Raw genomic sequence first — 22,185 nt, forward strand, 5'->3', positions numbered from 1 at the left:
CACGAGTCGCCTTTTTATTTTGGCACGGTTGTAAGTGCCAAAAACCTTCGCTTATTTACTGGTATCCAGTGCATCGAAACTTTTTACCAGATCATCGATAGCTTTCATCTGTACCAGGAAAGGTTCCAGTTTAGCCAGCGGCAATGCGGAAGGACCGTCGCATTTCGCATGTTCTGGATCTTCATGGGCTTCAATAAATAGTCCAGCAATCCCCACCGCCATACCGGCACGGGCCAGTTCAGCAACCTGCGCACGACGACCACCGGAAGCCGCACCAAATGGGTCACGGGTTTGCAGTGCATGGGTCACGTCGAAGATCACCGGATGACCGCCAGTTGCGTTGATCATCACGTTGATACCCAGCATGTCGACCACCAGATTGTCATAACCAAAGTTGCTACCGCGATCGCACAAAATAATCTGATCGTTGCCGCCTTCTTTAAATTTATCGACGATGTTACCCATCTGACCAGGGCTGACGAACTGTGGTTTTTTTACGTTGATCACCGCGCCGGTTTTCGCCATCGCTTCAACCAGATCAGTTTGGCGTGCCAGGAACGCAGGTAACTGAATCACATCAACGACTTCAGAAACGGGCTGGGCCTGCCAAGACTCATGGACGTCGGTGATGATTTTCACGCCGAACGTTTTTTTCAGCTCCTGGAAAATCTTCATGCCTTCGTCAAGACCTGGCCCGCGGTAAGAGTGGATGGACGAGCGGTTGGCTTTATCAAAAGAAGCTTTAAACACATAAGGAATGCCTAGTTTCTGCGTGACGGTAACGTAGTGCTCGCAGACACGCATTGCCATATCGCGTGATTCCAGCACATTCATACCGCCGAACAACACAAACGGCAGGTCGTTGGCGACGTTGATATCCTTAATGCTAACCACTTTCTGTTTCATGCTTTGGCCTTATTAATAGTCAATCAGGTACGATAATAGAGGTAATTGGCTGTATTAAAACGATAATTAGGTCATCAATTTCCGAAAACACGTCGAGATTGTAACTCAGTGCAGTGTCACTTGCTTGTGTTCAATGGCATGGATCTGCATTTTGATCACTTCAGAAATCGGATCTTCAGGGCACTGTTCGACGAAATAATTTAAATCAGAAATCGCGATGTGATTGCAGTCCAGTAAGGCATAAATCAAACCCCGATCGCGAATTTCGTAAGGATCTTCGGGATCAAACTCCAGTACAGCCTGGCTTGCGCGCAGTGCCAGTTCAATCTGTTTCTCTTCCATCAGTGCGGCTTTAAGGGTATCAAGCATTTTACGGACGATAACGGTATTCTCGGCTTCCTCGAGATCATCATCTTCGATTTCTGCACTGACCCCCAGATACCCCTTCAGCCACACATGCAGGATATGTTCGCTCAGCGTATCGCCGTTGATCGGATTCACCAGCCACATCTCTTCATCGAGCCAGTCGGCGCGCATGATAAGTTGAGTCGGGAAGATAACCGGCATCAGGGGTAAATCTAACTGATGGGCGATATGCAGGAAAATGATACCCAACGAAACCGGTGTTCCCTGCCGCGACGCCAGCACTTTATCTAACCAGATGGCATCAGACAGGCGATAAACACCGCCAGCACCACCGAAACCCCATGTGCGGTAAAACAACTTAATTAACACTTCAAGCTGCTGATCTTGGCTGAGATCCTGCGGCACCACACGGCGCGCTTCATCAACCAGTGACTGTAACTGGCGATTGACCTCTTCGGCTTTGAAATCAAAGCGAATAGCCTGTGTCACCAGGATGACACCCGCGCTCAGCGGCGAGGTGTTAAATTCAAAATCAGCAATGGCACTCATAATTATCCCAATAGAAGCGGTATTTTGGTCATGGCGAGCTTCACGATCAAATATAAGCATCCCAGCGCCAGAATAAAGGCAAGCCAGCGCATCGTTTGACTACGCGGACGTTTACTCAGGGCAACAAACCCAAGAAGGATATAGATGATAACGCCGAAAAGCTTTTCGGTCAGCCAGGTTCCCTGTGGACTGAACGGATAGAAGTGGGTAATAAAAATCAGTGCCACACCGCTTAATAGCAATAATGTGTCTACAACGTGTGGCATGATTTTTACCCAGCGTTTCTGCAGCATAGCAGAACCCACCCACTTCCAGAAAAAACGCATCACGAACAGGATGATGCTCAGCGTAATGGTGGTCACATGCAGATTTTTAACCCAAAAATATGACGACATTTCCTGCATCCTTGTTAAGAAAGCAAATGGCCTGATCACTGGCCCGTCACTGTTTTATTCTTTAACGTGTGACTCGACGCGCCATCGCCCCAGACTAACCCGATCATTTCCGCCATAGTCTTTTACCGTACTTACGTCACGATACCCGGCCTGACGGAGTAATGTTTGCGCCGCTACAGCCTGCTGCCAGCCATGTTCGAGCAACAACCAACCCCCGTCTTCAAGATACGCGTTTGCCGACTGAATAATATGCGCCAGATCGGCAAGACCGGCATTTTCGGCCACTAATGCACTGGTGGGTTCAAAGCGGACATCACCGACAGAGAGATGCGGGTCAGCGGCATCAATATAAGGAGGATTACTGGCGATCAGTGCAAAGCGCTGTTGTGGTACGGGCGTAAACCAGCTGCCCTGCAGGAATCGGGCATTGGTGATCCCCAATTTCTGCGCATTATACTGAGCCAGTTTGACTGCATCGGGTTGCAGGTCGATACCAACGATGTGGCAATCTGGACGCTCGCTGGCCATTGCCAACGCAATAGCGCCCGTGCCTGTCCCAAGATCTAAAATATTGACCGCTTCGGCTAGGGGAAGGCGTAACAAAGCCTGCTCAACCAGGCATTCAGTATCAGGACGGGGGATTAACGTCGCGGGGGAAACGCTCAGTGACAGCGACCAAAATTCGCGTTCACCGACCAGATAAGCGATAGGCTCGCCCTGCTCACGCCGCGACAGCAGAGTTTCAAGCTGTTCCATCTGGCTGTTCGTCAGTTGGGTTTCGCCGAAAGCAATAATAAAGGTGCGCGCTTTACCCGTGACAAAACCCAACAAAATTTCCGCATCACGCTTGCCGCTTTCACACGCCGCCAGACGTTGGATGGCATGGGTGAGCCAGTTCTGGAAATCCATTACTCCTGCTCGGACAGTGCCGCGAGTTGATCGGCCTGATATTCCTGCACAATCGGCTGGATCAACATATCCAGTTTGCCTTCCATCACTTCATCCAGACGGTAAATGGTCAGGTTGATACGATGGTCGGTCACGCGCCCCTGCGGGAAGTTATAAGTGCGATTACGATCCGACCGGTCCCCCGTCCCCAGCAGGTTACGGCGGGTAGATGCCTCGACCTCATGGCGTTTCGCCATCTCCGCAGCACGAATACGCGCACCAAGCACCGACATCGCTTTGGCTTTGTTTTTGTGCTGAGAACGTTCGTCCTGACACTCCACCACAATACCGGTCGGCAAGTGGGTAATTCGAATCGCGGAGTCGGTGGTGTTGACGTGCTGGCCACCCGCGCCTGATGAACGGAAGGTGTCGATTTTCAAATCACCGGCATTGATCTCCGGCATTTCAGCTTCTGGCACCTCCGGCATCACCGCCACGGTGCAAGCTGAAGTATGAATACGGCCCTGAGATTCGGTTTCAGGTACACGCTGAACACGGTGCCCGCCTGACTCGAACTTTAACTGACCATAAGCGCCGTCGCCCGATACTTTCGCGATCACCTCTTTATAACCGCCATGTTCGCCTTCATTAGCGCTGACAATCTCGACTCGCCAGCGGCGTGCTTCGGCGTAACGGCTGTACATACGGAATAGGTCACCGGAGAAAATAGCGGCCTCATCACCCCCCGTACCGGCACGGACTTCCAGGAAACAGCCGCGCTCATCATCAGGATCTTTCGGTAACAGGAGCAATTGAAGTTGCTGTTCCAGCTCTTCCAATTTGGCTTTACTGCTTTTGATTTCGTCCTGAGCCATTTCACGCATTTCTTTATCAGTCAGCGTAGGATCGTCAAGCATCTCTTCGGCGGCCGCTAAATCTTCCTGTGCCTGACGCCAGGCCAGAAAGCATTCTGAAACATCTGTCAGTTGTGCGTATTCGCGGGAGAGATTGCGAAATTTATCCTGATCGGTAATGACGGCGGCATCGCCGAGCATCGCCTGGACTTCTTCATGGCGCTCTTGTAACACTTCCAGTTTGGCAACAATAGAAGGCTTCATGCGTGGTGTTTAACCCTGTGAGAAAAGAGAACTATTGCTGATCCAGCCCGAGGCTGTCGCGTAAAATTTGCAAGCGTTCGACATCACCATCGCTGGCGGCCTGTTGCAAAGAGCGGGTGGGAGCGTGAATAAGACGGTTAGTTAATCTGTGCGCTAATTCGTGGATAACTGCGGTGACATCTGCACCCTGTGCAATCGCCGCCAGCGCTTTGGTTTCGGCTTCGGCCCGGACGAGATCGGCGCGGGAGCGGTAATCACGAATAATCTCCACCGCGCCCTGCGAACGTAACCACGCCATAAAATTAGCACTTTCCTGCTCAACGATAGATTCCGCCTGAATTGCTGCGGCCTTACGCTGAGCCAGATTGTTTTGAATAATACTGTGCAGATCGTCAATGCTATAAAGGTAAACGTTAGCAAGCTTGCCAACTTCCGGCTCTATATCGCGTGGAACCGCAATGTCCACCATCAGCATAGGCTGGTTACGGCGGACTTTGAGCGACCTTTCCACCATGCCTTTACCAATAATAGGCAACGGGCTGGCGGTGGAACTGATAATGATGTCAGCTTCGGCCAGACGGGAATCGATATCCTGCAAAGTGATCACTTCAGCACCGACTTCATTCGCCAGAAGCTGCGCTCGTTCGTGTGTACGATTGGCAATCATCATGTGGCGCACTTTATGCTCACGCAGATGACGCGCCACCAGCTCAATGGTCTCACCCGCACCGACCAACAGTACTGTGACGTCAGACAGAGACTCAAAGATTTGCCGTGCCAGCGTACAGGCGGCAAACGCCACAGATACGGCGCTGGCACCGATATCGGTTTCAGTGCGTATACGCTTGGCGACGGAGAAGGATTTTTGGAATAAACGTTCAAGTTCGCCGGAAACGGCCTGCCCATGCTGAGACTCCGCAAAGGCTTTTTTTACCTGACCTAAAATTTGCGGTTCGCCTAGCACCAGCGAATCAAGACCGCTCGCCACGCGCATCAGATGACTGACGGCAGCATTATCCTGATGCCAGTAAAGGCTTTTATTAACTTCATCCACGCTAAGGTGATGATAATCACATAACCAGGTCACCAACTGTTCCTGAAGATTTCCCTGTTGCTCCACACTGAGATATAACTCAGTCCGATTACACGTGGACAGCACAACGCCGCCCTGCACCAGTGGTTGCTGGAGCAGGCTGGATAGCGCAAGTTCAATGGTCTCGGGTGAAAAATTTACCCGTTCGCGCAATGAAACCGGTGCGGTTTTGTGATTAATTCCTAATGCAAGCAGGGTCATAGGGAAGCGATTATCGAATAATACCTATGTTGGTATGGATTTACGTCTTGAGGCGCATTCTACAAGATGCGCGGGATCAATAAAAGCTAAGCAGCATTATCCGTTAAATCTGATTACAAATCAGCATTGCCTCTGACAGACTTCTCAAAGATGATCAACGTGTAAGTTACTTTTTTTATTATAGAACAACACAACAATGCTTCTGTTTTTGAAAACGTACGCCGCGCCTGTGTGTTAAACTGACGCCCGTCGAATCTGCCCAGGCACTGATGCCTCAGCACCCAAGGACTTAATCCGTTATGCCAATGCGTAAAGCCAACCTGCGTCACCTTCTCCCTCTTGCCAGCCTGGTACTTGCCGCCTGTACAATCAATCCGCCAAAAGGCCCGGCAACCAGCCCGACTTCGCCGCAGTGGCGTGAGCACGAAGCGCAGGTCAAAAAGCTGGAGCATTATCAGACTCGCGGTTCATTTGCCTATATCTCGGATAAACAGAAAGTCTATGCCCGCTTCTTCTGGCAACAATACTCCCCAGACAGCTATCGTTTACTGCTGACCAATCCGCTTGGCAGCACTGAGATGGAGCTTAAAGTGCAAAGCGGCATCGCCCAGATAACAAACAATCAGGGCAAAAAATATACCAGCAATAACCCTGATGAGATGATCCAGAAACTAACTGGCATGTCGATTCCGCTGGCGAACCTGCGTCTGTGGATGCTCGGTCTGCCCGGCGATGAAAGCGATTTCACCCTCGATAGCCAGTATCGCCTGTCGCAAGTTAACTACAGTCAGCACGGTCTGAAAGGAAAAGTGGTATATCAGAGCTACAGCGATGAGGTTAAACCGTCGTTGCCCGAACGCCTGGAACTCACCCAGGATGAGCAGCGCATTAAATTGAAAATGGACAGCTGGACTTTACACTGAGATGACGCAATCGTGGCCTTCTCCGGCTAAACTTAATTTATTCCTCTATATCACCGGGCAACGCGCCAACGGTTACCACGAACTGCAAACTTTGTTTCAGTTTGTCGACTTTGGCGACAGCCTCGGTTTTACAACGCGTACCGACGGACAGATTCTCCTCACTACGCCGGTCGATGGTGTGGCTGACGACAATAATTTAGTGGTGCGCGCTGCGCGTTTGTTGCAAAAACACAGCCAGACGACTCAAGGTGTGGATATTGCACTGACGAAGCGGATCCCGATGGGTGGCGGCCTTGGTGGCGGTTCATCCAATGCCGCCACCGTATTGATTGCGCTCAACACCCTGTGGAATTGTCGTTTGGCTGATGAGCAGTTAGCAGTATTAGGCGAATCGTTGGGCGCCGACGTACCCGTGTTTGTGATGGGACATGCGGCTTTTGCGGAAGGCATTGGCGAGGTGCTACATCCTGTCGAACCAGAGGAAAAATGGTATCTGATTGCCCATCCCGGCATTCATATTCCTACCCCGACCATTTTCGGTGATCCTGAACTGATTCGAAATACGCCAAAACGTCCGATTAATGTGCTTTTAAGCACAGCCTGGACAAATGATTGCCAACCGATTGCGAGAAAACGATTTTGCGAGGTTGAACAGCTTGTTTCTTGGCTGTTAGAATACGCGCCGTCACGTATGACTGGCACGGGTGCTTGTGTGTTTGCCGAATTCAACTCAGAGCATGAAGCCCGTGAGGTTTTGCGTCAGGTTCCGCCGTGGGTTTCGGGTTTTGTGGCAAAAGGCGTTAACGTCTCCCCCCTTCACTCTTACCGCGCAGAGCTGTTGAGGGCCGCAGGCAAAGCGTAGAACTATCACAGTCCCGTTATCTGTGTCTGTTCTTTGCCAGCCTCTCAATGGGCAACAGAGTTATTTTTGCTTTAACGTTTTGATGTACCGTAGTATTTTTTCTCGTAAGCATAATGCTGTGGCACCGCTCACCGCCCGGTGGTGCCATAAGCCGATGTCTTCCCTGGACGCAAGCCTGAGGTTCTTCTCGTGCCTGATATGAAGCTTTTTGCTGGTAACGCCACCCCGGAACTAGCACAACGTATTGCCAACCGTTTATACACCAGCCTTGGTGACGCCGCCGTCAGTCGTTTTAGTGACGGTGAAGTAAGTGTGCAAATCAACGAAAATGTACGTGGCGGGGATATATTCATTATCCAATCCACCTGCGCGCCTACTAACGATAACCTGATGGAACTGGTCGTAATGGTTGATGCCTTACGCCGCGCTTCCGCCGGCCGTATTACCGCCGTCATTCCTTATTTCGGTTATGCACGTCAGGATCGCCGGGTGCGTTCAGCCCGTGTGCCAATTACTGCTAAAGTCGTTGCCGACTTCCTTTCCAGCGTGGGCGTTGACCGCGTTCTTACCGTAGATTTACACGCCGAACAGATTCAGGGCTTCTTCGATGTCCCGGTTGATAACGTGTTCGGTAGTCCAATTCTGCTGGAAGACATGCTGCAACAAAATTTGGAAAACCCGATCGTAGTTTCCCCGGATATTGGTGGGGTTGTCCGCGCTCGTGCCGTGGCCAAACTGCTTAATGACACTGATATGGCTATCATCGACAAACGTCGCCCTCGCGCAAACGTTTCTCAAGTGATGCATATTATTGGTGATGTGGCTGGTCGTGACTGTGTACTGGTTGATGACATGATCGATACCGGTGGTACGCTTTGTAAAGCGGCTGAAGCACTGAAAGAACGCGGTGCGAAGCGTGTATTTGCTTACGCGACTCATCCGATCTTCTCTGGCAACGCGGTGGAAAATATCAGAAACTCTGTGATTGACGAAGTCATTGTGTGCGATACCATTCCACTGTCTGCCGAAATTCGTGCGCTGAAAAAAGTTCGTACTCTGACGCTTTCAGGCATGCTGGCAGAAGCCATTCGACGTATCAGTAATGAAGAATCTATCTCTGCCATGTTCGAGCATTAATCACTGCCCTTTCTTTCTCTGAAGGGTTGATTGAATATCGAATAAAAGAAAAACCCGTTGTAGCTTTTGCTATAACGGGTTTATTTTTTATTCAAAATCTATAATCAATATCTGCTTACCCGCAATTACGGATGGCGATGGCTTTTACGACAGCGTGGATCATAGTGGCGCACCCAGAAATAACGGTCAGCAACGTGCTCGCGCCCACTCATTCTCGCGCCGGCCAGCCAAAGGATCGCGCCAAAAAAGATACTCGCAACGGCACCGTGGGCCAAAAGTTCCGGTAAATCCAGATTAGGCAATAAGTTAAGAATAGAGTATCCCACTCCTCCAACCATAGTGACCAGACCAAGCATCATCAGCACATTACCTAATGCTGCTGCAGTTTTACGTTTCATATGTTACCTCCTGTAATTCATCTATCAAACAGCACAACTTATCTGCTTTTCCTGTTTTCCTACTTAAAAAGTATAGTTAATGACCGTATTTGACTTTGCGGCAACGATCACAAGCATGGAATATCAAATGACAAATCTTTACGGTTTTTCGCCGTTTATATTAGAATAATGAATAATACATCATCGATATTATTCACCCTCAAAAGTAATAAGCGTTAATTGCTCGCCATGGGTTTCACACGACTGGGTTGCGCAGGTAAACTAGCGACCTGAACGTCACCTCATGAAGAAGCGAAACCAACGTGAGCAGTATTAAATTAATTGTGGGTCTTGCCAATCCTGGCGCGGAATACGCCCAAACACGACATAACGCAGGTGCCTGGTATGTTGACCTTCTCGCCCGCCAACATCATCAGCAATTAAAAGAAGAGAGTAAATTTTACGGCTATACCGCGCGCCTGTCGCTGGCTGGGCAAGATGTTCGTTTGCTGGTCCCAACGACATTCATGAACCTCAGCGGTAAAGCGGTGCTGGCAGTGGCTAACTTTTATCGCATCGAGCCGGATGAAATTCTTGTCGCACACGACGAACTGGATATTCCGCCGGGCGTAGCAAAAATCAAACTCGGTGGCGGCAACGGTGGCCATAATGGCTTGAAAGATATTCAGAGCAAACTGGGGAATAACCCGAATTTCTACCGCCTGCGAATTGGCATTGGTCATCCCGGTGATAGAAACAAAGTGGTAGGATTTGTGCTCAGCAAGCCTCCGTCCAGCGAGCAAAAACTGATTGATGATGCCATTGACGAGTCCCTGCGCTGCACCGAGATGCTAATGAAAGAAGGTCTGGAAAAGACCGTTCAGCGTCTACACAGCTTCAAGGCGCAGCTGTAATCCCGCGGTAAAAAGGGGTTCACGTAGTTGAACCCCTCTCAATTTATCTGCCAATCAGAGCGTATCTTCCGCTACGTAATATTCAGGATCATCCAGCTCGTGGCTGCAAAATGGCCCGGCTTTCTTCAACAAACTCACACAGTCGCTGCTTAAATGGCGCAGCCGGATGGTTTTCCCTGCCTCGAGATAACGCGCTGTTAGTTTGTCAATGGCTTCAACCCCACTTGAGTCCATCACTCGGGTACCTGCAAAATCCAGCACGACGTTATGGGGGTCATTCTGCGGTTTAAACAACTCTGCAAAGGCGGCCGAAGAGCCAAAGAACAACGGCCCATCGAGCTTATACACTGTCAGTTCGCCCTTCGTTTTATGCTCGCGGATCCGGATACGCGCCTGTTGCCAGGCAAAGACCAGCGCCGAGATAATCACCCCGCTGATCACCGCCACGGCCAAATCGGTAAAGATAGTGATCACTGTGACGATCACCATCACTAACGCATCGGCTTTAGGCATACGGCGTAAACGACGCAGCGAACTCCACTCGAACGTGTTGTAGCACACCACCAACATAATCCCTGCTAGTGCCGCCACAGGTAGTAAGCCTATATAGCCAGACAGGCTAACCACGAATAGAATCAGAAGAACGGCACCCACAATGCCGGAGATCCGCCCACGGCCGCCGGAACTAAAGTTGATGATGGATTGCCCAATCATGGCGCATCCGGCGAAACAACCGAACAGCCCGCATAGAGTATTGCCAGCGCCCTGCGCAATACTTTCGCGATTTCCATTTCCTTTATGCCCGCCCATCTCATCAAGTACTGTCATGGTTAACAGGGATTCGATCAGCCCCACTAAAGCAATCACGACGGCATAAGGCACCACAACTTTGATCATCTCAAGATTGAACGGCGCAACAGGGAGGCTAAAATGCGGCAAGGCACCGGCGATATCCGCCAGATCGCCGACCCGCAGAGTGTGCAGATTAAAACCAATCGCCACTGCCGATACCGCAATCAGCGCCGCCAGTGAGGCCGGAATGACTTTGGTCAACTTAGGGAACACCACTACCACCAAAATCGCCAGCAGCACCAGCCCGTACATCAGCGGCCCCTGCCCGGCTATCATGTGTAACTGTGCCAACATGATGACAATGGCCAACCCGTTAACAAAACCGTGGATCGCCGGGAGCGGCACCAGACGAATGAATTTACCCAGCCGAAACACGCCAATCAATATCTGAAATACACCAGCAAAAATCGTCGCCCACAGTACGTAACCCATGCCATGCTGCGCGGCAAGGCTCATCAACACCACCACGATAGAGCCAGCGGCACCCGACACCATCCCAGGCTTGCCGCCAAACAATGCGGTCACAAACCCAATGATAAACGCCGTATGCAGCCCAACAATCGGCGACAACCCAGCCACCAGCGAGAACCCGACGGCTTCCGGGATCATCGATACCGCCACCACAAACCCTGCCAGCGTTTCATTCTTCACTTCCGACATTTTCAAATCACGCAGGCTAAACATAAAGTATCCGATTTATTTGCAGTCAGTTAAATAATTGCGATAAGTATCTAAAAATGGGCGAAATGAGGCAAGGATTGATTGTTCCTCAGCTTTCCGACACGGAGTTAGCCTTAAGGATGACGGGTATTCGAGAAAAAGTGTTATTGCGTGTATAATGCGGCCTATTGTGGTCATTACATCGTGCAATTAAAGTTAATTGCTTGATTATTAAGATATTTAAGGTGAGAGCGACATGGGATTCAAATGCGGTATCGTGGGCCTGCCGAACGTCGGTAAATCAACTCTGTTCAATGCGCTGACTAAAGCGGGTATCGAAGCAGCTAACTTCCCGTTCTGCACCATCGAACCTAACACCGGCGTAGTACCAATGCCTGATTCACGTCTCGACCAGTTGGCCGAAATCGTAAAACCTCAACGTATTCTGCCGACCACCATGGAATTCGTCGACATTGCCGGTCTGGTTAAAGGTGCCTCTAAAGGTGAAGGCCTGGGCAACCAGTTCCTGACCAACATACGTGAAACCGAAGCCATCGGCCACGTGGTGCGCTGTTTTGACAACGACAACATCATCCACGTAAATAACCGAGTTGATCCGGCTGACGACATTGATGTTATCAATACCGAACTGGCTCTGTCGGATCTCGACACTTGTGAACGCGCGATACATCGTGTGCAGAAGCGTGCCAAAGGGGGTGACAAAGATGCCAAAGCCGAACTGGCTGCGCTGGAAAAATGTCTGCCTCAGCTTTCTAATGCCGGTATGCTGCGTGCGCTGGATCTGACCGATGAAGACAAAGCGGCTATCCGCTACCTGAGCTTCCTGACGCTCAAACCGACGATGTACATCGCTAACGTCAACGAAGATGGTTATGAAAATAATCCTTACCTCGATATCGTACGTAACATTGCCGCAGCTGAAGGTTCCGTTGTGGTTGCCGTATGTGCCGCCGTTGAATCTGACATCGCTGAACTGGAAGATGCCGACCGTGCAGAGTTCATGGCTGAAATGGGCCTGGAAGAGCCGGGTCTGAACCGCGTGATTCGCGCCGGTTATGACCTGCTGAACCTGCAGACTTACTTCACCGCTGGCGTGAAAGAAGTGCGTGCATGGACGATTCCTGTCGGCGCAACCGCCCCGCAGGCAGCCGGTAAAATTCATACCGACTTCGAAAAAGGCTTTATCCGCGCCCAAACCATCGCTTTTGACGACTTCATCAATTTCAAAGGTGAACAAGGCGCGAAAGAAGCTGGCAAAATGCGTTCAGAAGGCAAAGATTACATCGTTAAAGACGGCGACGTGATGAACTTCCTGTTCAACGTCTAATCTGCCAACGCCAGTTGGCATTGACAGAAAAGTGAGTAATTAAAAATCCACGCGAAAGCGTGGATTTTTTTTCAGAAAGATGACGCCAGAGTCAGAACGGTCTGATCACCGCCAGCACCACAATCACCACGACGGCAGCGACAATAATCCCGGAGGCTTTACGCAGAATGGCGAAGTCTTTGGTAGGCTGGCCCGTCGCGCGACGGCGGAGCTCACCGGAAAGCATGCCGTGAATGGCGGAAAGTAGCACTACGACCACCATTTTGATCAGCAGCCATGCGTGGGGAAATTTGCCGTAGCTGACAATCATCCAGATTCCGGCGATCCACAACAGCAGCATCGCCGGGCTGGTGACGCAGCGATTCCATTGGCGAGCGTAGTCGAGCAAGGTAGAATGACTGCTGTCATTCGCACTGGTTTTTCCACTGGTTGCGAAAATCATCGCCATCCCCATCATCCCACCCATCCACAATACGCCGGCAATGATGTGTAAGGCATTCAGCCACTCATGAAGCATGTTTTTACTCCTTAGAAAGTTAACGACATGTTGCTCAGGGACAGCTTCAACCCGCTGTCTCGAAAAGGCTTTTGCCTGATTATGTCTCTTTCCCACAATTAAGACACGGTTAACGCGCCTTATCAGCCTCTTTCATTACTGTTAATGAGTAGGCAGACTGGTCTATCTACTCTCGATTAAACAAAGAAGAGCCGCGGTGCAGGGACATAAAGAACAGGTCGAATCGATCCTGAAGGTTAACTTTCTCATCCTGATGGCCGATGACATGATGGAGACGTTCAAAGGATGAATCAGCGGGATCGCATGTTTGGCATCAGCGCAGTCTTGATCGCTGCATTACTGTGGGGAACCACGGGAACGGCGGCAACCTTTGCCCCCGAGGTCAGTGCGGTCGCCATTGGGGCAGTCGCAATGGGTGTCGGCGGCCTTTTACAGGCGCTAATCGCCCTCAGAGGGATTATCACAAACCGCGTCACTCTCAGCCAGAATGGGGGCATGCTAGCGACCGGCGCGCTGGCCGTGGCCATATACCCGCTGGCGTTTTACGCCTCTATGCACCTCGCGGGCGTTACAGTCGGCACGGTGATTTCCATCGGATCCGCCCCGCTGCTCTCAGCGCTGATAGAATATTGCCTCGACGGGCAACGGCTGACGCGACGCTGGATGACTGGCGCGACGGTGGGTGTCGCGGGAATGATGCTGCTGTGCCTGGCCGAAAACCCAAGTCATACGTCAACGGCGCAGCAATCAGATGTGATTCTCGGCATCACGCTCGGATTACTCGCTGGTCTGACCTACGCCCTCTATTCCTGGGCGGCACGTCACCTGATGCAGCGCGGCATTCCTTCACGCACGGCGATGGGCGCAACCTTCGGTATTGGCGGCATTCTGTTGATGCCAGTACTCTTTGCAACCGGTTCGCCGCTACTGGCATCAGTCAACAACGCCGCTGTCGGCCTCTATATGGCGCTAATCCCGATGTTTATCGGCTACGTCTGTTACGGATACGGACTGGCGCGCATTTCAGCCAGTCTGGCCACCACCATCACCCTGCTCGAACCGGCCGTCGCGGCAGTGCTCGCCGTAGTGATTGTTGGCGAAAGGCTGCCGGTCATGGGCTGGGTCGGTATCGGGCTGATATTGGGGTGCCTGATGTTGATTACCGTGCCAGTGAAGAGGGTTGGCACGGTACGCACAGAAAAAGAAAGCGCTTAAGCCTTTCCCGTCCTTCGCCCTTAGCGACATCGTCTTGCTAAAGTTCAAAGACACTGAGAGGACGACCCTATAGATAATGGCGGTTTCGACATCAGGCACTGAGCGTGCACAGGTCTTGAGAAACAGACATCGTTTCGATCAATCCCTTTGCTCCAGAGCTCTCTGATACAGCCACAACCTGGGACCTTCTATACATCCCCACCACCTCGCCGACGATCAACAATGCGGGTGTCATAACCCGGTTCGCCGTAACGAGGTCAGCCAGTACGTCCAGCGTGCCGGTGATCACTCGCTGTTCCGGCTGTGTTCCTCGTTCAATGATCGCCACCGGCGTGGTAACGGGCAACCCGTGTGCAATCAGCTGCTGGCGAATATTGCCGCAGTTGGCGATACCCATGTAAAACACCAGCGTCTGTCGCGCCATGGTGAGTTTTGCCCAGTCGATATCCGGTTCGCCCTGCGCGCCATGTCCCGTGACAAAGCGCACCGACTGCGCCAGATTACGGTGCGTCAGCGGAATACCACTGGCGGCGGCGCAGCCCATCGCTGCGGTGATGCCCGGCACAATATGGCAAACCACGTCGTGCTGCTGGCAATGCACCATCTCTTCGCCACCACGGCCGAACACAAACGGATCGCCCCCCTTCAGGCGCACGACCCGTTTGCCGGTCTGTGCCAGATCCACCAGCAGCTGATTGATCTCCGCCTGCCCGAGCCTGTGATTGCGTGTCGATTTACCGACGTCGATGCGCATTACATCCGCCGGGATCAGTGCCATGATCGGTTCAGACACCAACCGGTCGAACACCACCACATCTGCCTGCTGTATCACCCGCAGCGCTTTCAGCGTCAGGAGTTCCACATCCCCCGGCCCCGCGCCAACCAGCCAGACTTCGCCGCGACATACCGGGTTGCGCATGTTTGCCAGCCCGATGATCTGAGATATCTGTTGCACCTGTAATGACGGTTCGAGGATGTTCATTGGTCTTCTCCTGCTGTCAGCGTGGCGAGCTGACCGACGATGATTTTTTTAAGTTCAGGAATGCATGAGCCGCAGCAGGTGCCGCATTTTAGTTGTGCACCGAGCTGTTGCACGCTGTGACATCCCTGCCGAATGGCGTCCGCGATGACCCTTTCACCAACCGCAAAGCAGCTGCAAATCATCGCGCCAGTCGGCGCTTTGCCGCTTGCGGCGATGCCTGCCAGCAGCGCCAGACGATGTTGCGCCGTACCCGGTGGCTGAGTAAAGGCCGCGACGACCGCCTGCCTGTCAGGGGCCGGATGCTGGCGATGCGCGTAAAACGCCAGTTGTAACTCGCCCTCGGACCATGCCAGCAGGTTGAAACCTTCGTCACCCAGACGGGCCGACTGGCATACCCAGCGATCCGTACCAACATGTTCGCTGAGCCACGCCATCCAATCTTCCGGCATTGACGAATCAGCAAGCGTGTAATGCGTGACGCCCGGTTGGGTGATACGGCTCCAGTACGCCGTCGCGGGCGGCATGGGGTGATCCTCGTGACTGCCACGCATAAACACCTCGGCCTGCCAGGCCGCTTTCCAGTGGCGCAGGCTAACCGGCATATGCTTGCTTTCCGGTTGGCCTGAAAGCGGGTCGACATGCGCTTCGATCAAGGCATCGACCCTGGCTTGCTGGCTGAACTGGCTGTTCCAGTGCATCGGTACAAACACGCTGCCACGCGGTTGCAGGCTGTCAGGCTGAGCGCGCAGCAATAACCAACCATGCGATGAGGCAACGCGCACCAGATCGCCGGAGTGTATGTGTGGCGCATCGTCAGGATGAAACTGGCAAAACGGCTCACTGATATGCTGCATCAGACGCGCCGATTTACCGGTGCGCGTCATCGTATGCCACTGGTCACGCACTCTGCCGGTGTTCATCACCAGCGGGTAAGCCGTCGTCGGTTGATTCATCGGCAGCTGCGGTGTGATAGCGATCAGCCGCGCTTTGCCGTCAGGATGAAAGAATTGAAGGTCGGTGAATAGCCGCGCTGTACCCTGCGGATTGGCAGCATTGACGGGCCACTGCAACGGTCGCATGCTATCCCATTGAAAATTTGTTAATTGTGCCAGCCCACTGATATCAAAGGCGCGGGAACCGTGATTCTCGAAACCGGACAGTGCCGCGTGTTCACGAAATATCTCCGCCGGATGCTGATAGGCAAAAGCGTCAGCAAACCCTAAACGCTGCGCCACCTGGCTGAGTATCCACCAGTCAGGTTTTGCTTCTCCCGGCGCAGGCAGAAAGGCGCGCTGTCTCGAAATACAGCGCTCAGAGTTAGTGACAGTGCCATTTTTTTCACCCCAACCGAGCGCAGGCAGGCAAATATGCGCCGCGCGGGTGGTATCGGTATCGCGCATAATATCAGAGACGATCACCAGCGGGCACCGCGCCAGCCCGGCACGCACGCGGTCGGCATCGGGCAATGACACCAGCGGATTGGTGCCCATGATCCACACGGCTTTAATCTGGCCTTCTTCAATGGCGCGAAACAGGTCGACGGCGTTGAGACCCGGGGATTGAGTGACGTTGTCACTCATCCAAAAACGTCCGACGCGATCGATCTCTTCCGGTGTGAAGCCCATGTGCGACGCCAGTTGATTCGCCAGTCCACCCACTTCACGTCCGCCCATCGCATTCGGCTGTCCGGTAATCGAAAAGGGTCCGCAGCCTTCGCGGCCGACTTTGCCGGTCGCCAGATGCAAATTGATGATGGCGTTGCATTTATCCACGCCGGAACTGGACTGATTGATGCCCATCGAATAGAGCGTCACCAGCCGGTCGCTATCGGCGATGATCTGATAAAACGTCAGCAACTGCGCCGTCGTCAGGCCACAGAAGCTGGCGGTTTTTGCCAGCGTCCAGTCCTGTGCGGCTAACAGCGTTTCATCTGCGCCCTGCGTGTGATGTTGCAGAAAATCCGCATCCAGTTTGCCGCTTTGCGCCATGGCGTTCAGCGCACCGCAAAACAGCGCGGCATCGCTGCCGGGGCGCAGCGGCAAATGTAAATCGGCAATGTCGCAGGTCGCAGTCTGACGCGGATCGATGACGATAATACGCATCTCTGGCCGCTCTTTTTTCGCCTGCGCCAACCGCTGATATGCGACCGGATGTGCCCATGCGGTGTTCGAACCGGTGAGGATCACGCAATCGGCCACTATCAAATCCTGATAATTGCACGGCACCGCGTCCGCACCGAAGGCACGCTTGTACCCGACCACCGCCGACGCCATGCACAGCCGCGAATTGGTATCCATATTTCCCGCGCCGATGAAGCCTTTCATCAGCTTATTGGCGACGTAATAATCTTCCGTCAGCAGTTGCCCGGAACCATAAAACGCGACGGCATGCGGGCCGAATTCACGGATCACGTCCTGCAAGCCATTCGCGACGGCGTCTAATGCCTTCGACCAACTGACCGGTTGGCGGTCAATCTCTGGCTGTAGCAGACGCCCGGCCAAAGACAGTGTTTCCCCAAGCGCGTGGCCTTTAACGCACAGCCGACCGAAATTAGCCGGATGTGACACTTCACCGCTGGCGCTAAAGCCTTCCGCTTGCGGCTGCATGCTGACACCACAGCCGACGCCGCAGTAAGCACAGGTGGTAGAAATTGCGGCTTTCTTCATAGGCTGACCGTCTCAATGTTCTCAGGAACACGGGCAACGCGGTTTAGCGGCTGTTCCTGTACCCAGACGCGACCACCGTCCACTTTCACCGGCCAGACGCTCAGCGCAGAGTGCGCATCGTCCATGCTGCGGCCATCGAGCAACCGGAACCGCTGCTTGTACAGCGGCGAAATCACCACCGGTTCGCCTTTTACGTCGCCCACCAGCCCACGCGCCAGTACGTTGGCGTCGCTATCCGGCTCGTGGTTGCTGAGGGCAAATACCTGCTGCGGATGATCCGGCAGATGGAACAGCGCAATCTGCCGGTTGGCCAGCCGCGCCGCCATGCCCGCGTTGGCAGGAATCTCACTCAGTTCACACACATCAACCCAGCCCTGCACCGCGATCACCGGCTGATTCACCACCACAGGCTTCAGTGCGGCGCGTTCTTCAGCGTTCGCCGGTCTAACCTGCTGACGCTCTTCGACCATCACCACCGCTTCATCCGGTTGATTGCTGTTGACGAACGGCCGGAACAGCGCCAGACGATCCGGGTCGGCCAGTGTGGTCTGCCATTCACACTGATAGGTGCCGACCACCGCGTTCATCTCGCTTTCCAGCTCAGCGCCGATATTCAGGCTGTCTTCCAACACCACCTGACGCAGATAGTCCATGCCGCCTTCGAGATTATCCATCCAGGTACTGGTACGTTGCAGACGATCAGCGGTGCGGATGTAGAACATCAGGAAACGATCCACAGTGCGGATTAACGCTTCCGTGCTCATGTCCTGCGCCAGCAAATCAGCGTGGCGCGGCTTCATGCCACCGTTACCACACACATACAGGTTCCAGCCCTTGTCGGTGGCGATCACACCGACGTCTTTGCTCTGCGCTTCGGCACATTCACGGGTACAGCCAGAAACGGCCATTTTGATTTTATGCGGCGAGCGCAGACCCTTGTAGCGGCTCTCCAGTTGCAGCGCCAGTGCGGTCGAATCCTGCACGCCGTAGCGACACCAGTTGGAGCCGACGCAGGATTTCACCGTGCGCAGCGATTTACCGTAGGCGTGACCGGTTTCGAATCCGGCATCCACCAGTTGTTGCCAGATCTCCGGCAGTTGTTCAAGCCGCGCACCAAACAGATCGACACGCTGCCCGCCGGTGATTTTGGTGTAGAGATTGTAACGCTTGGCGACCAGACCGATGGCGATCAGCCCGTCAGGCGTGATCTCCCCGGCCGGAACACGCGGCACCACGGAGTAAGTCCCGTCTTTTTGGATATTGGCGAAGTAACGATCGTTGGTGTCCTGTAACGGCAAATGCTGCGGTTTGAGCAGATAATCGTTCCAGCACGACGCCAGAATCGATCCAACCAGCGGCTTACATATTTCACAGCCATGGCCGTGACCGTGCCTGGCGATGAGTTCATCAAAGCTGCGGAGGTTGTCCATCCGCACGAGGTGATAAATCTCCTGCCGCGAATAGGCGAAATGCTCGCAGACATCTTTTTTTACGTCGATGCCCATTTCGGTCAGCGCGAATTCCATGACCTGCTTGGTCAGCGCCGCACAGCCACCGCAGCCCGTGGCTGCTTTGGTGCAGGATTTGATGGCCGCCATGTCACCGCAACCGCCTTTGACTGCATCGCAAATATCAGATTTGCTGACGTTGTGACAGGAGCAGATTTGCGCGCCGTCCGGCAAGGCTGCGACGCCAAGACTGTGCGGTGCTGCGCCAGCGCTGGCGGGTAAAATCAGTCCTTCCGGGCTGGCAGGCAACGGCATGTCGTTGAGTATCATCTGCAGCAGCGTACTGTATTGGTTGCTATCGCCGACCAGCACCGCGCCGAGCAGGCGTTTACTGTCCTGCGAGACCACAATTTTTTTATACACTTCCGCCGGGCCGTCCACCCAACTGTAGCTCTGGCTGCCCGGCGTACGGCCATGCGCATCGCCGACCGACGCCACCTCGACACCGAGAAGCTTCAGTTTGGTGCTCATGTCCGCGCCTTTGAAGGCCACGTCACTGCCGGACAGCGTATCCGCCAGCGTGCGCGCCATCTGATAACCGGGCGCAACCAGCCCGAAGATCTGACCGTTCCACAACGCACATTCACCGATGGCAAAAATGGCCGGGTCCGAGGTGCGGCATTGGTCGTTGATGACGATACCGCCGCGCGGTCCGACCTCCAGTCCGCACTCTCTGGCCAGTTGGTCGCGCGGGCGAATCCCGGCCGAAAACAGCACCAGATCGGTCTCCAGATGGCTGCCGTCGGCAAATTGCATGCGGTAACGTTGCGTCTCGCCCGCGACAATTTCACGCGTTTCTTTACCGGTGTGCACCTGTACGCCCAGCGCTTCAATTTTACGACGCAGCATTGCCGCTCCGCCTTCATCAAGCTGAACCCCCATCAGCCGGGGCGCGAACTCCACCACATGCGTTTGCAAGCCAAGATGTTTCAGCGCATTGGCCGCTTCCAGCCCGAGCAAACCGCCGCCCACCACCACGCCGATTGTGCCCTGTTCCGCGCAGGCCTGAATGGCCACCAGATCCTCCAGCGTGCGATAGACCAAACAGCCCGGCGCATCGTTGCCGGGAATTGGCGGGACGAATGGATAAGAGCCGGTCGCCAGCACCAGTAAATCGTAAGCGGTTTGTCGCCCCTGACGGTCGACCACAAAACGGTGCAGCGTATCAATATGCTCAATGCCGTGCGCAAGGCGCAGTTCTATACCGGTCGATTCAAAGAACCCCGCTTCCACCATCGACAACGACTCTGCGCTGCGGCCGGAGAAGAACTCGGACAGATGCACGCGGTCATAGGCCGGTGATGGCTCTTCTGCGAAGACAATCACCTGATATTGCAAATGCAGTTCACGTTCGACCAGCTGTTGCAGGAAATGGTGACCTACCATGCCGTGTCCGGCTATCACTAATACAGGTTTAGACATCGCATCGCTCCTCGCTATCTCGTGGGATAACGACTCTGTTGGGGGTTTTAGGGTCATCGCAGGCGTTTTCCCGTGATGGGTTTCAGTGAGATTGAAAACGCTCAACGGCGCCTGCGGTATGGATGGATTGCCAAAGCGTGAGAAATAGTCCGGCCCGTCGCTGATATCGCCCCACAGCAGCACGCCTTTCAGCTGGTTATCGCGCAGCAACAGGCGACGGTAGTGGCCGTCGAACGGGTCGAAGGTCGTGTGAATCTGTGCTTGCTGATCTCCGTGCAGCTCTCCGGCACAAAACAAGTCAATGCCGGTGACTTTCAGCCGCAGCGGTACGTTCTGTACTGTAAAGGGTTCAGCATCAACACCCGCCAGCCGCGCAGCCAGCGTGTCGGCCTGCTGCCAGCACGGCGCCACCAGGCCAAACGTCAGTTCACCTAACTGACAGCATTCGCCAATGGCCGAAATATGCGGATCGGAGGTGTGTAGCTTGTCGCTGACCAGAATGCCACGCGCACACTCCAGCCCGGCAGCCTGTGCCAGCGCGATATCCGGACGAACACCGGCGGCAACCACTACGCGCAGTGCCGGGATCTCACGGTCATCGCGCAGTTTAACCGCCTGAACGCTGCCGGTGTCGCTTGCGAGATAGGCGACGGTTTCCGCCTGCAACACCGTCTCAATGCCGCGCGATAACAGGCTGACGCGCAGCAGTTCAGCGGCGTGTTCATCAAGCAGCTGATCCATCAGATAGGGCCCGCGGTGCAAAATACTGACCTGCATACCGCGCAATGCCAGCGCCGCCGCAGCTTCAACGCCTAGCACGCCACCCCCGATCACCACGGCTGGTTGCCCTGCATAATCCCCGCGCAAAATATTTTCGACGTCGTGTTGGTTGCGAAAGCCATAAATACCCGGTAAATCCATGCCAGGCAGACACGGCATAAAAGGCCGTGAACCGGTGGCGATCACCAGATGGTCGTAACGCAGCGACTGTTCGCGGACCAAGACGGTGCGAACTTCGCGATCAATGGCCGTCACCGGTGAACTCGCCATAAAAGTGACACCGTGACGTTCATACCACTGCGCATCGTGCGTCATGATGTCATCAAAGCTTTTCTCGCCCGACAACACCGGCGTGAGCATGATGCGGTTGTAAGCGGCATGCGCTTCATCGCCAATCATTAGGATGCGATAACGTGCCGGTGCCAGCTCGCACAGCGTTTCAACCAACCGCGCGCCCGCCATTCCGTTGCCAATCACCACCAGAGTGGGTTTGTCCATTGCGCTCA

General features: G+C 53.8%; 18 protein-coding genes. 6 read left to right on the plus strand and 12 right to left on the minus strand.

The annotated features are described in order from the left end of the window. Positions 1-51: 51 nt before the first annotated feature. The 6 genes from kdsA to hemA form a co-directional block, all read right to left on the minus strand. Positions 52-906 (minus strand): 3-deoxy-8-phosphooctulonate synthase, encoded by an 855-nt coding sequence (kdsA, locus tag IEV89_RS06325; protein WP_188471587.1) that lies wholly within the window; start codon positions 904-906, stop codon positions 52-54. A gap of 105 nt (positions 907-1,011) precedes the next feature. Then, positions 1,012-1,821, minus strand: coding sequence for an invasion regulator SirB1 (gene sirB1, locus IEV89_RS06330; RefSeq protein WP_188471589.1), 810 nt, complete (start codon positions 1,819-1,821; stop codon positions 1,012-1,014). 2 nt (positions 1,822-1,823) lie between these two features. Continuing rightward, complete coding sequence (locus tag IEV89_RS06335) at positions 1,824-2,216, minus strand: SirB2 family protein (RefSeq protein ID WP_188471609.1); 393 nt, start codon at positions 2,214-2,216, stop codon at positions 1,824-1,826. Positions 2,217-2,270: 54 nt separating this feature from the next. Further along, on the minus strand, positions 2,271-3,125 hold the full coding sequence (gene prmC, locus IEV89_RS06340; protein WP_188471611.1) for a peptide chain release factor N(5)-glutamine methyltransferase: 855 nt from the start codon (positions 3,123-3,125) through the stop codon (positions 2,271-2,273). After that, positions 3,125-4,222, minus strand: coding sequence for a peptide chain release factor 1 (gene prfA / locus IEV89_RS06345; RefSeq protein ID WP_188471613.1), 1,098 nt, complete (start codon positions 4,220-4,222; stop codon positions 3,125-3,127). The genes prmC and prfA overlap by 1 nt, the downstream gene beginning before the upstream one ends. Positions 4,223-4,253: 31 nt before the next feature. Continuing rightward, complete coding sequence (gene hemA, locus IEV89_RS06350; protein ID WP_188471615.1) at positions 4,254-5,516, minus strand: glutamyl-tRNA reductase; 1,263 nt, start codon at positions 5,514-5,516, stop codon at positions 4,254-4,256. A 299-nt stretch (positions 5,517-5,815) separates the two neighbouring features. Here hemA and lolB point away from each other — a divergent pair, with 299 nt between their 5' ends. From lolB to prs, 3 genes are all read left to right on the plus strand, one after another. After that, entirely contained in the window at positions 5,816-6,439 is a 624-nt protein-coding gene (lolB, locus tag IEV89_RS06355) for a lipoprotein insertase outer membrane protein LolB (RefSeq protein ID WP_188471618.1), read from the plus strand. A 1-nt stretch (position 6,440) separates the two neighbouring features. Then, a complete protein-coding gene (gene ispE, locus IEV89_RS06360; protein ID WP_188471620.1) occupies positions 6,441-7,301 on the plus strand; it encodes a 4-(cytidine 5'-diphospho)-2-C-methyl-D-erythritol kinase in 861 nt (286 codons plus the stop codon). Positions 7,302-7,490: 189 nt separating this feature from the next. After that, the gene (gene prs / locus IEV89_RS06365; protein WP_104921955.1) at positions 7,491-8,438 is read left to right on the plus strand and encodes a ribose-phosphate diphosphokinase; all 948 of its coding nucleotides are present in this window, start codon (positions 7,491-7,493) and stop codon (positions 8,436-8,438) included. Positions 8,439-8,563: 125 nt separating this feature from the next. Here the strand turns inward: prs and ychH are convergent, their stop codons facing one another. Continuing rightward, positions 8,564-8,836, minus strand: a complete 273-nt coding sequence (gene ychH / locus IEV89_RS06370; protein WP_188471621.1) for a stress-induced protein YchH — start codon at positions 8,834-8,836, stop codon at positions 8,564-8,566. A 302-nt stretch (positions 8,837-9,138) separates the two neighbouring features. Here ychH and pth point away from each other — a divergent pair, with 302 nt between their 5' ends. Beyond that, the gene (pth, locus tag IEV89_RS06375) at positions 9,139-9,729 is read left to right on the plus strand and encodes an aminoacyl-tRNA hydrolase (RefSeq protein WP_188471623.1); all 591 of its coding nucleotides are present in this window, start codon (positions 9,139-9,141) and stop codon (positions 9,727-9,729) included. Between the two features lie 54 nt (positions 9,730-9,783). On the opposite strand, the gene IEV89_RS06380 is transcribed toward pth, so the two are convergent. Next, positions 9,784-11,265, minus strand: a complete 1,482-nt coding sequence (locus tag IEV89_RS06380) for a SulP family inorganic anion transporter (protein ID WP_188471626.1) — start codon at positions 11,263-11,265, stop codon at positions 9,784-9,786. 232 nt (positions 11,266-11,497) lie between these two features. Between IEV89_RS06380 and ychF the strand changes: the two genes are divergently transcribed. Beyond that, positions 11,498-12,589, plus strand: coding sequence for a redox-regulated ATPase YchF (gene ychF, locus IEV89_RS06385; RefSeq protein WP_188471628.1), 1,092 nt, complete (start codon positions 11,498-11,500; stop codon positions 12,587-12,589). A 91-nt stretch (positions 12,590-12,680) separates the two neighbouring features. On the opposite strand, the gene IEV89_RS06390 is transcribed toward ychF, so the two are convergent. Further along, a complete protein-coding gene (locus IEV89_RS06390) occupies positions 12,681-13,106 on the minus strand; it encodes a CopD family protein (RefSeq protein ID WP_188471630.1) in 426 nt (141 codons plus the stop codon). Between the two features lie 285 nt (positions 13,107-13,391). Here IEV89_RS06390 and IEV89_RS06395 point away from each other — a divergent pair, with 285 nt between their 5' ends. Beyond that, positions 13,392-14,321 (plus strand): DMT family transporter, encoded by a 930-nt coding sequence (locus tag IEV89_RS06395; RefSeq protein ID WP_229746400.1) that lies wholly within the window; start codon positions 13,392-13,394, stop codon positions 14,319-14,321. A gap of 91 nt (positions 14,322-14,412) precedes the next feature. Here the strand turns inward: IEV89_RS06395 and cobA are convergent, their stop codons facing one another. Genes cobA through nirB form a run of 3 tightly spaced genes read right to left on the minus strand, consistent with a single transcriptional unit; the run spans position 14,413 to position 22,177 of the window. Continuing rightward, entirely contained in the window at positions 14,413-15,303 is an 891-nt protein-coding gene (gene cobA, locus IEV89_RS06400) for a uroporphyrinogen-III C-methyltransferase (protein WP_188471632.1), read from the minus strand. Continuing rightward, entirely contained in the window at positions 15,300-17,969 is a 2,670-nt protein-coding gene (locus IEV89_RS06405; RefSeq protein ID WP_188471634.1) for a nitrate reductase, read from the minus strand. Before IEV89_RS06405 ends, cobA begins: the two co-directional genes overlap by 4 nt. Next, positions 17,966-22,177 (minus strand): nitrite reductase large subunit NirB, encoded by a 4,212-nt coding sequence (gene nirB, locus IEV89_RS06410; protein ID WP_188471636.1) that lies wholly within the window; start codon positions 22,175-22,177, stop codon positions 17,966-17,968. The genes IEV89_RS06405 and nirB overlap by 4 nt, the downstream gene beginning before the upstream one ends. Positions 22,178-22,185: the final 8 nt, after the last annotated feature.

The sequence above is a fragment of the Hafnia psychrotolerans genome (genome assembly GCF_014639435.1).
Taxonomy (GTDB): domain Bacteria; phylum Pseudomonadota; class Gammaproteobacteria; order Enterobacterales; family Enterobacteriaceae; genus Ewingella; species Ewingella psychrotolerans.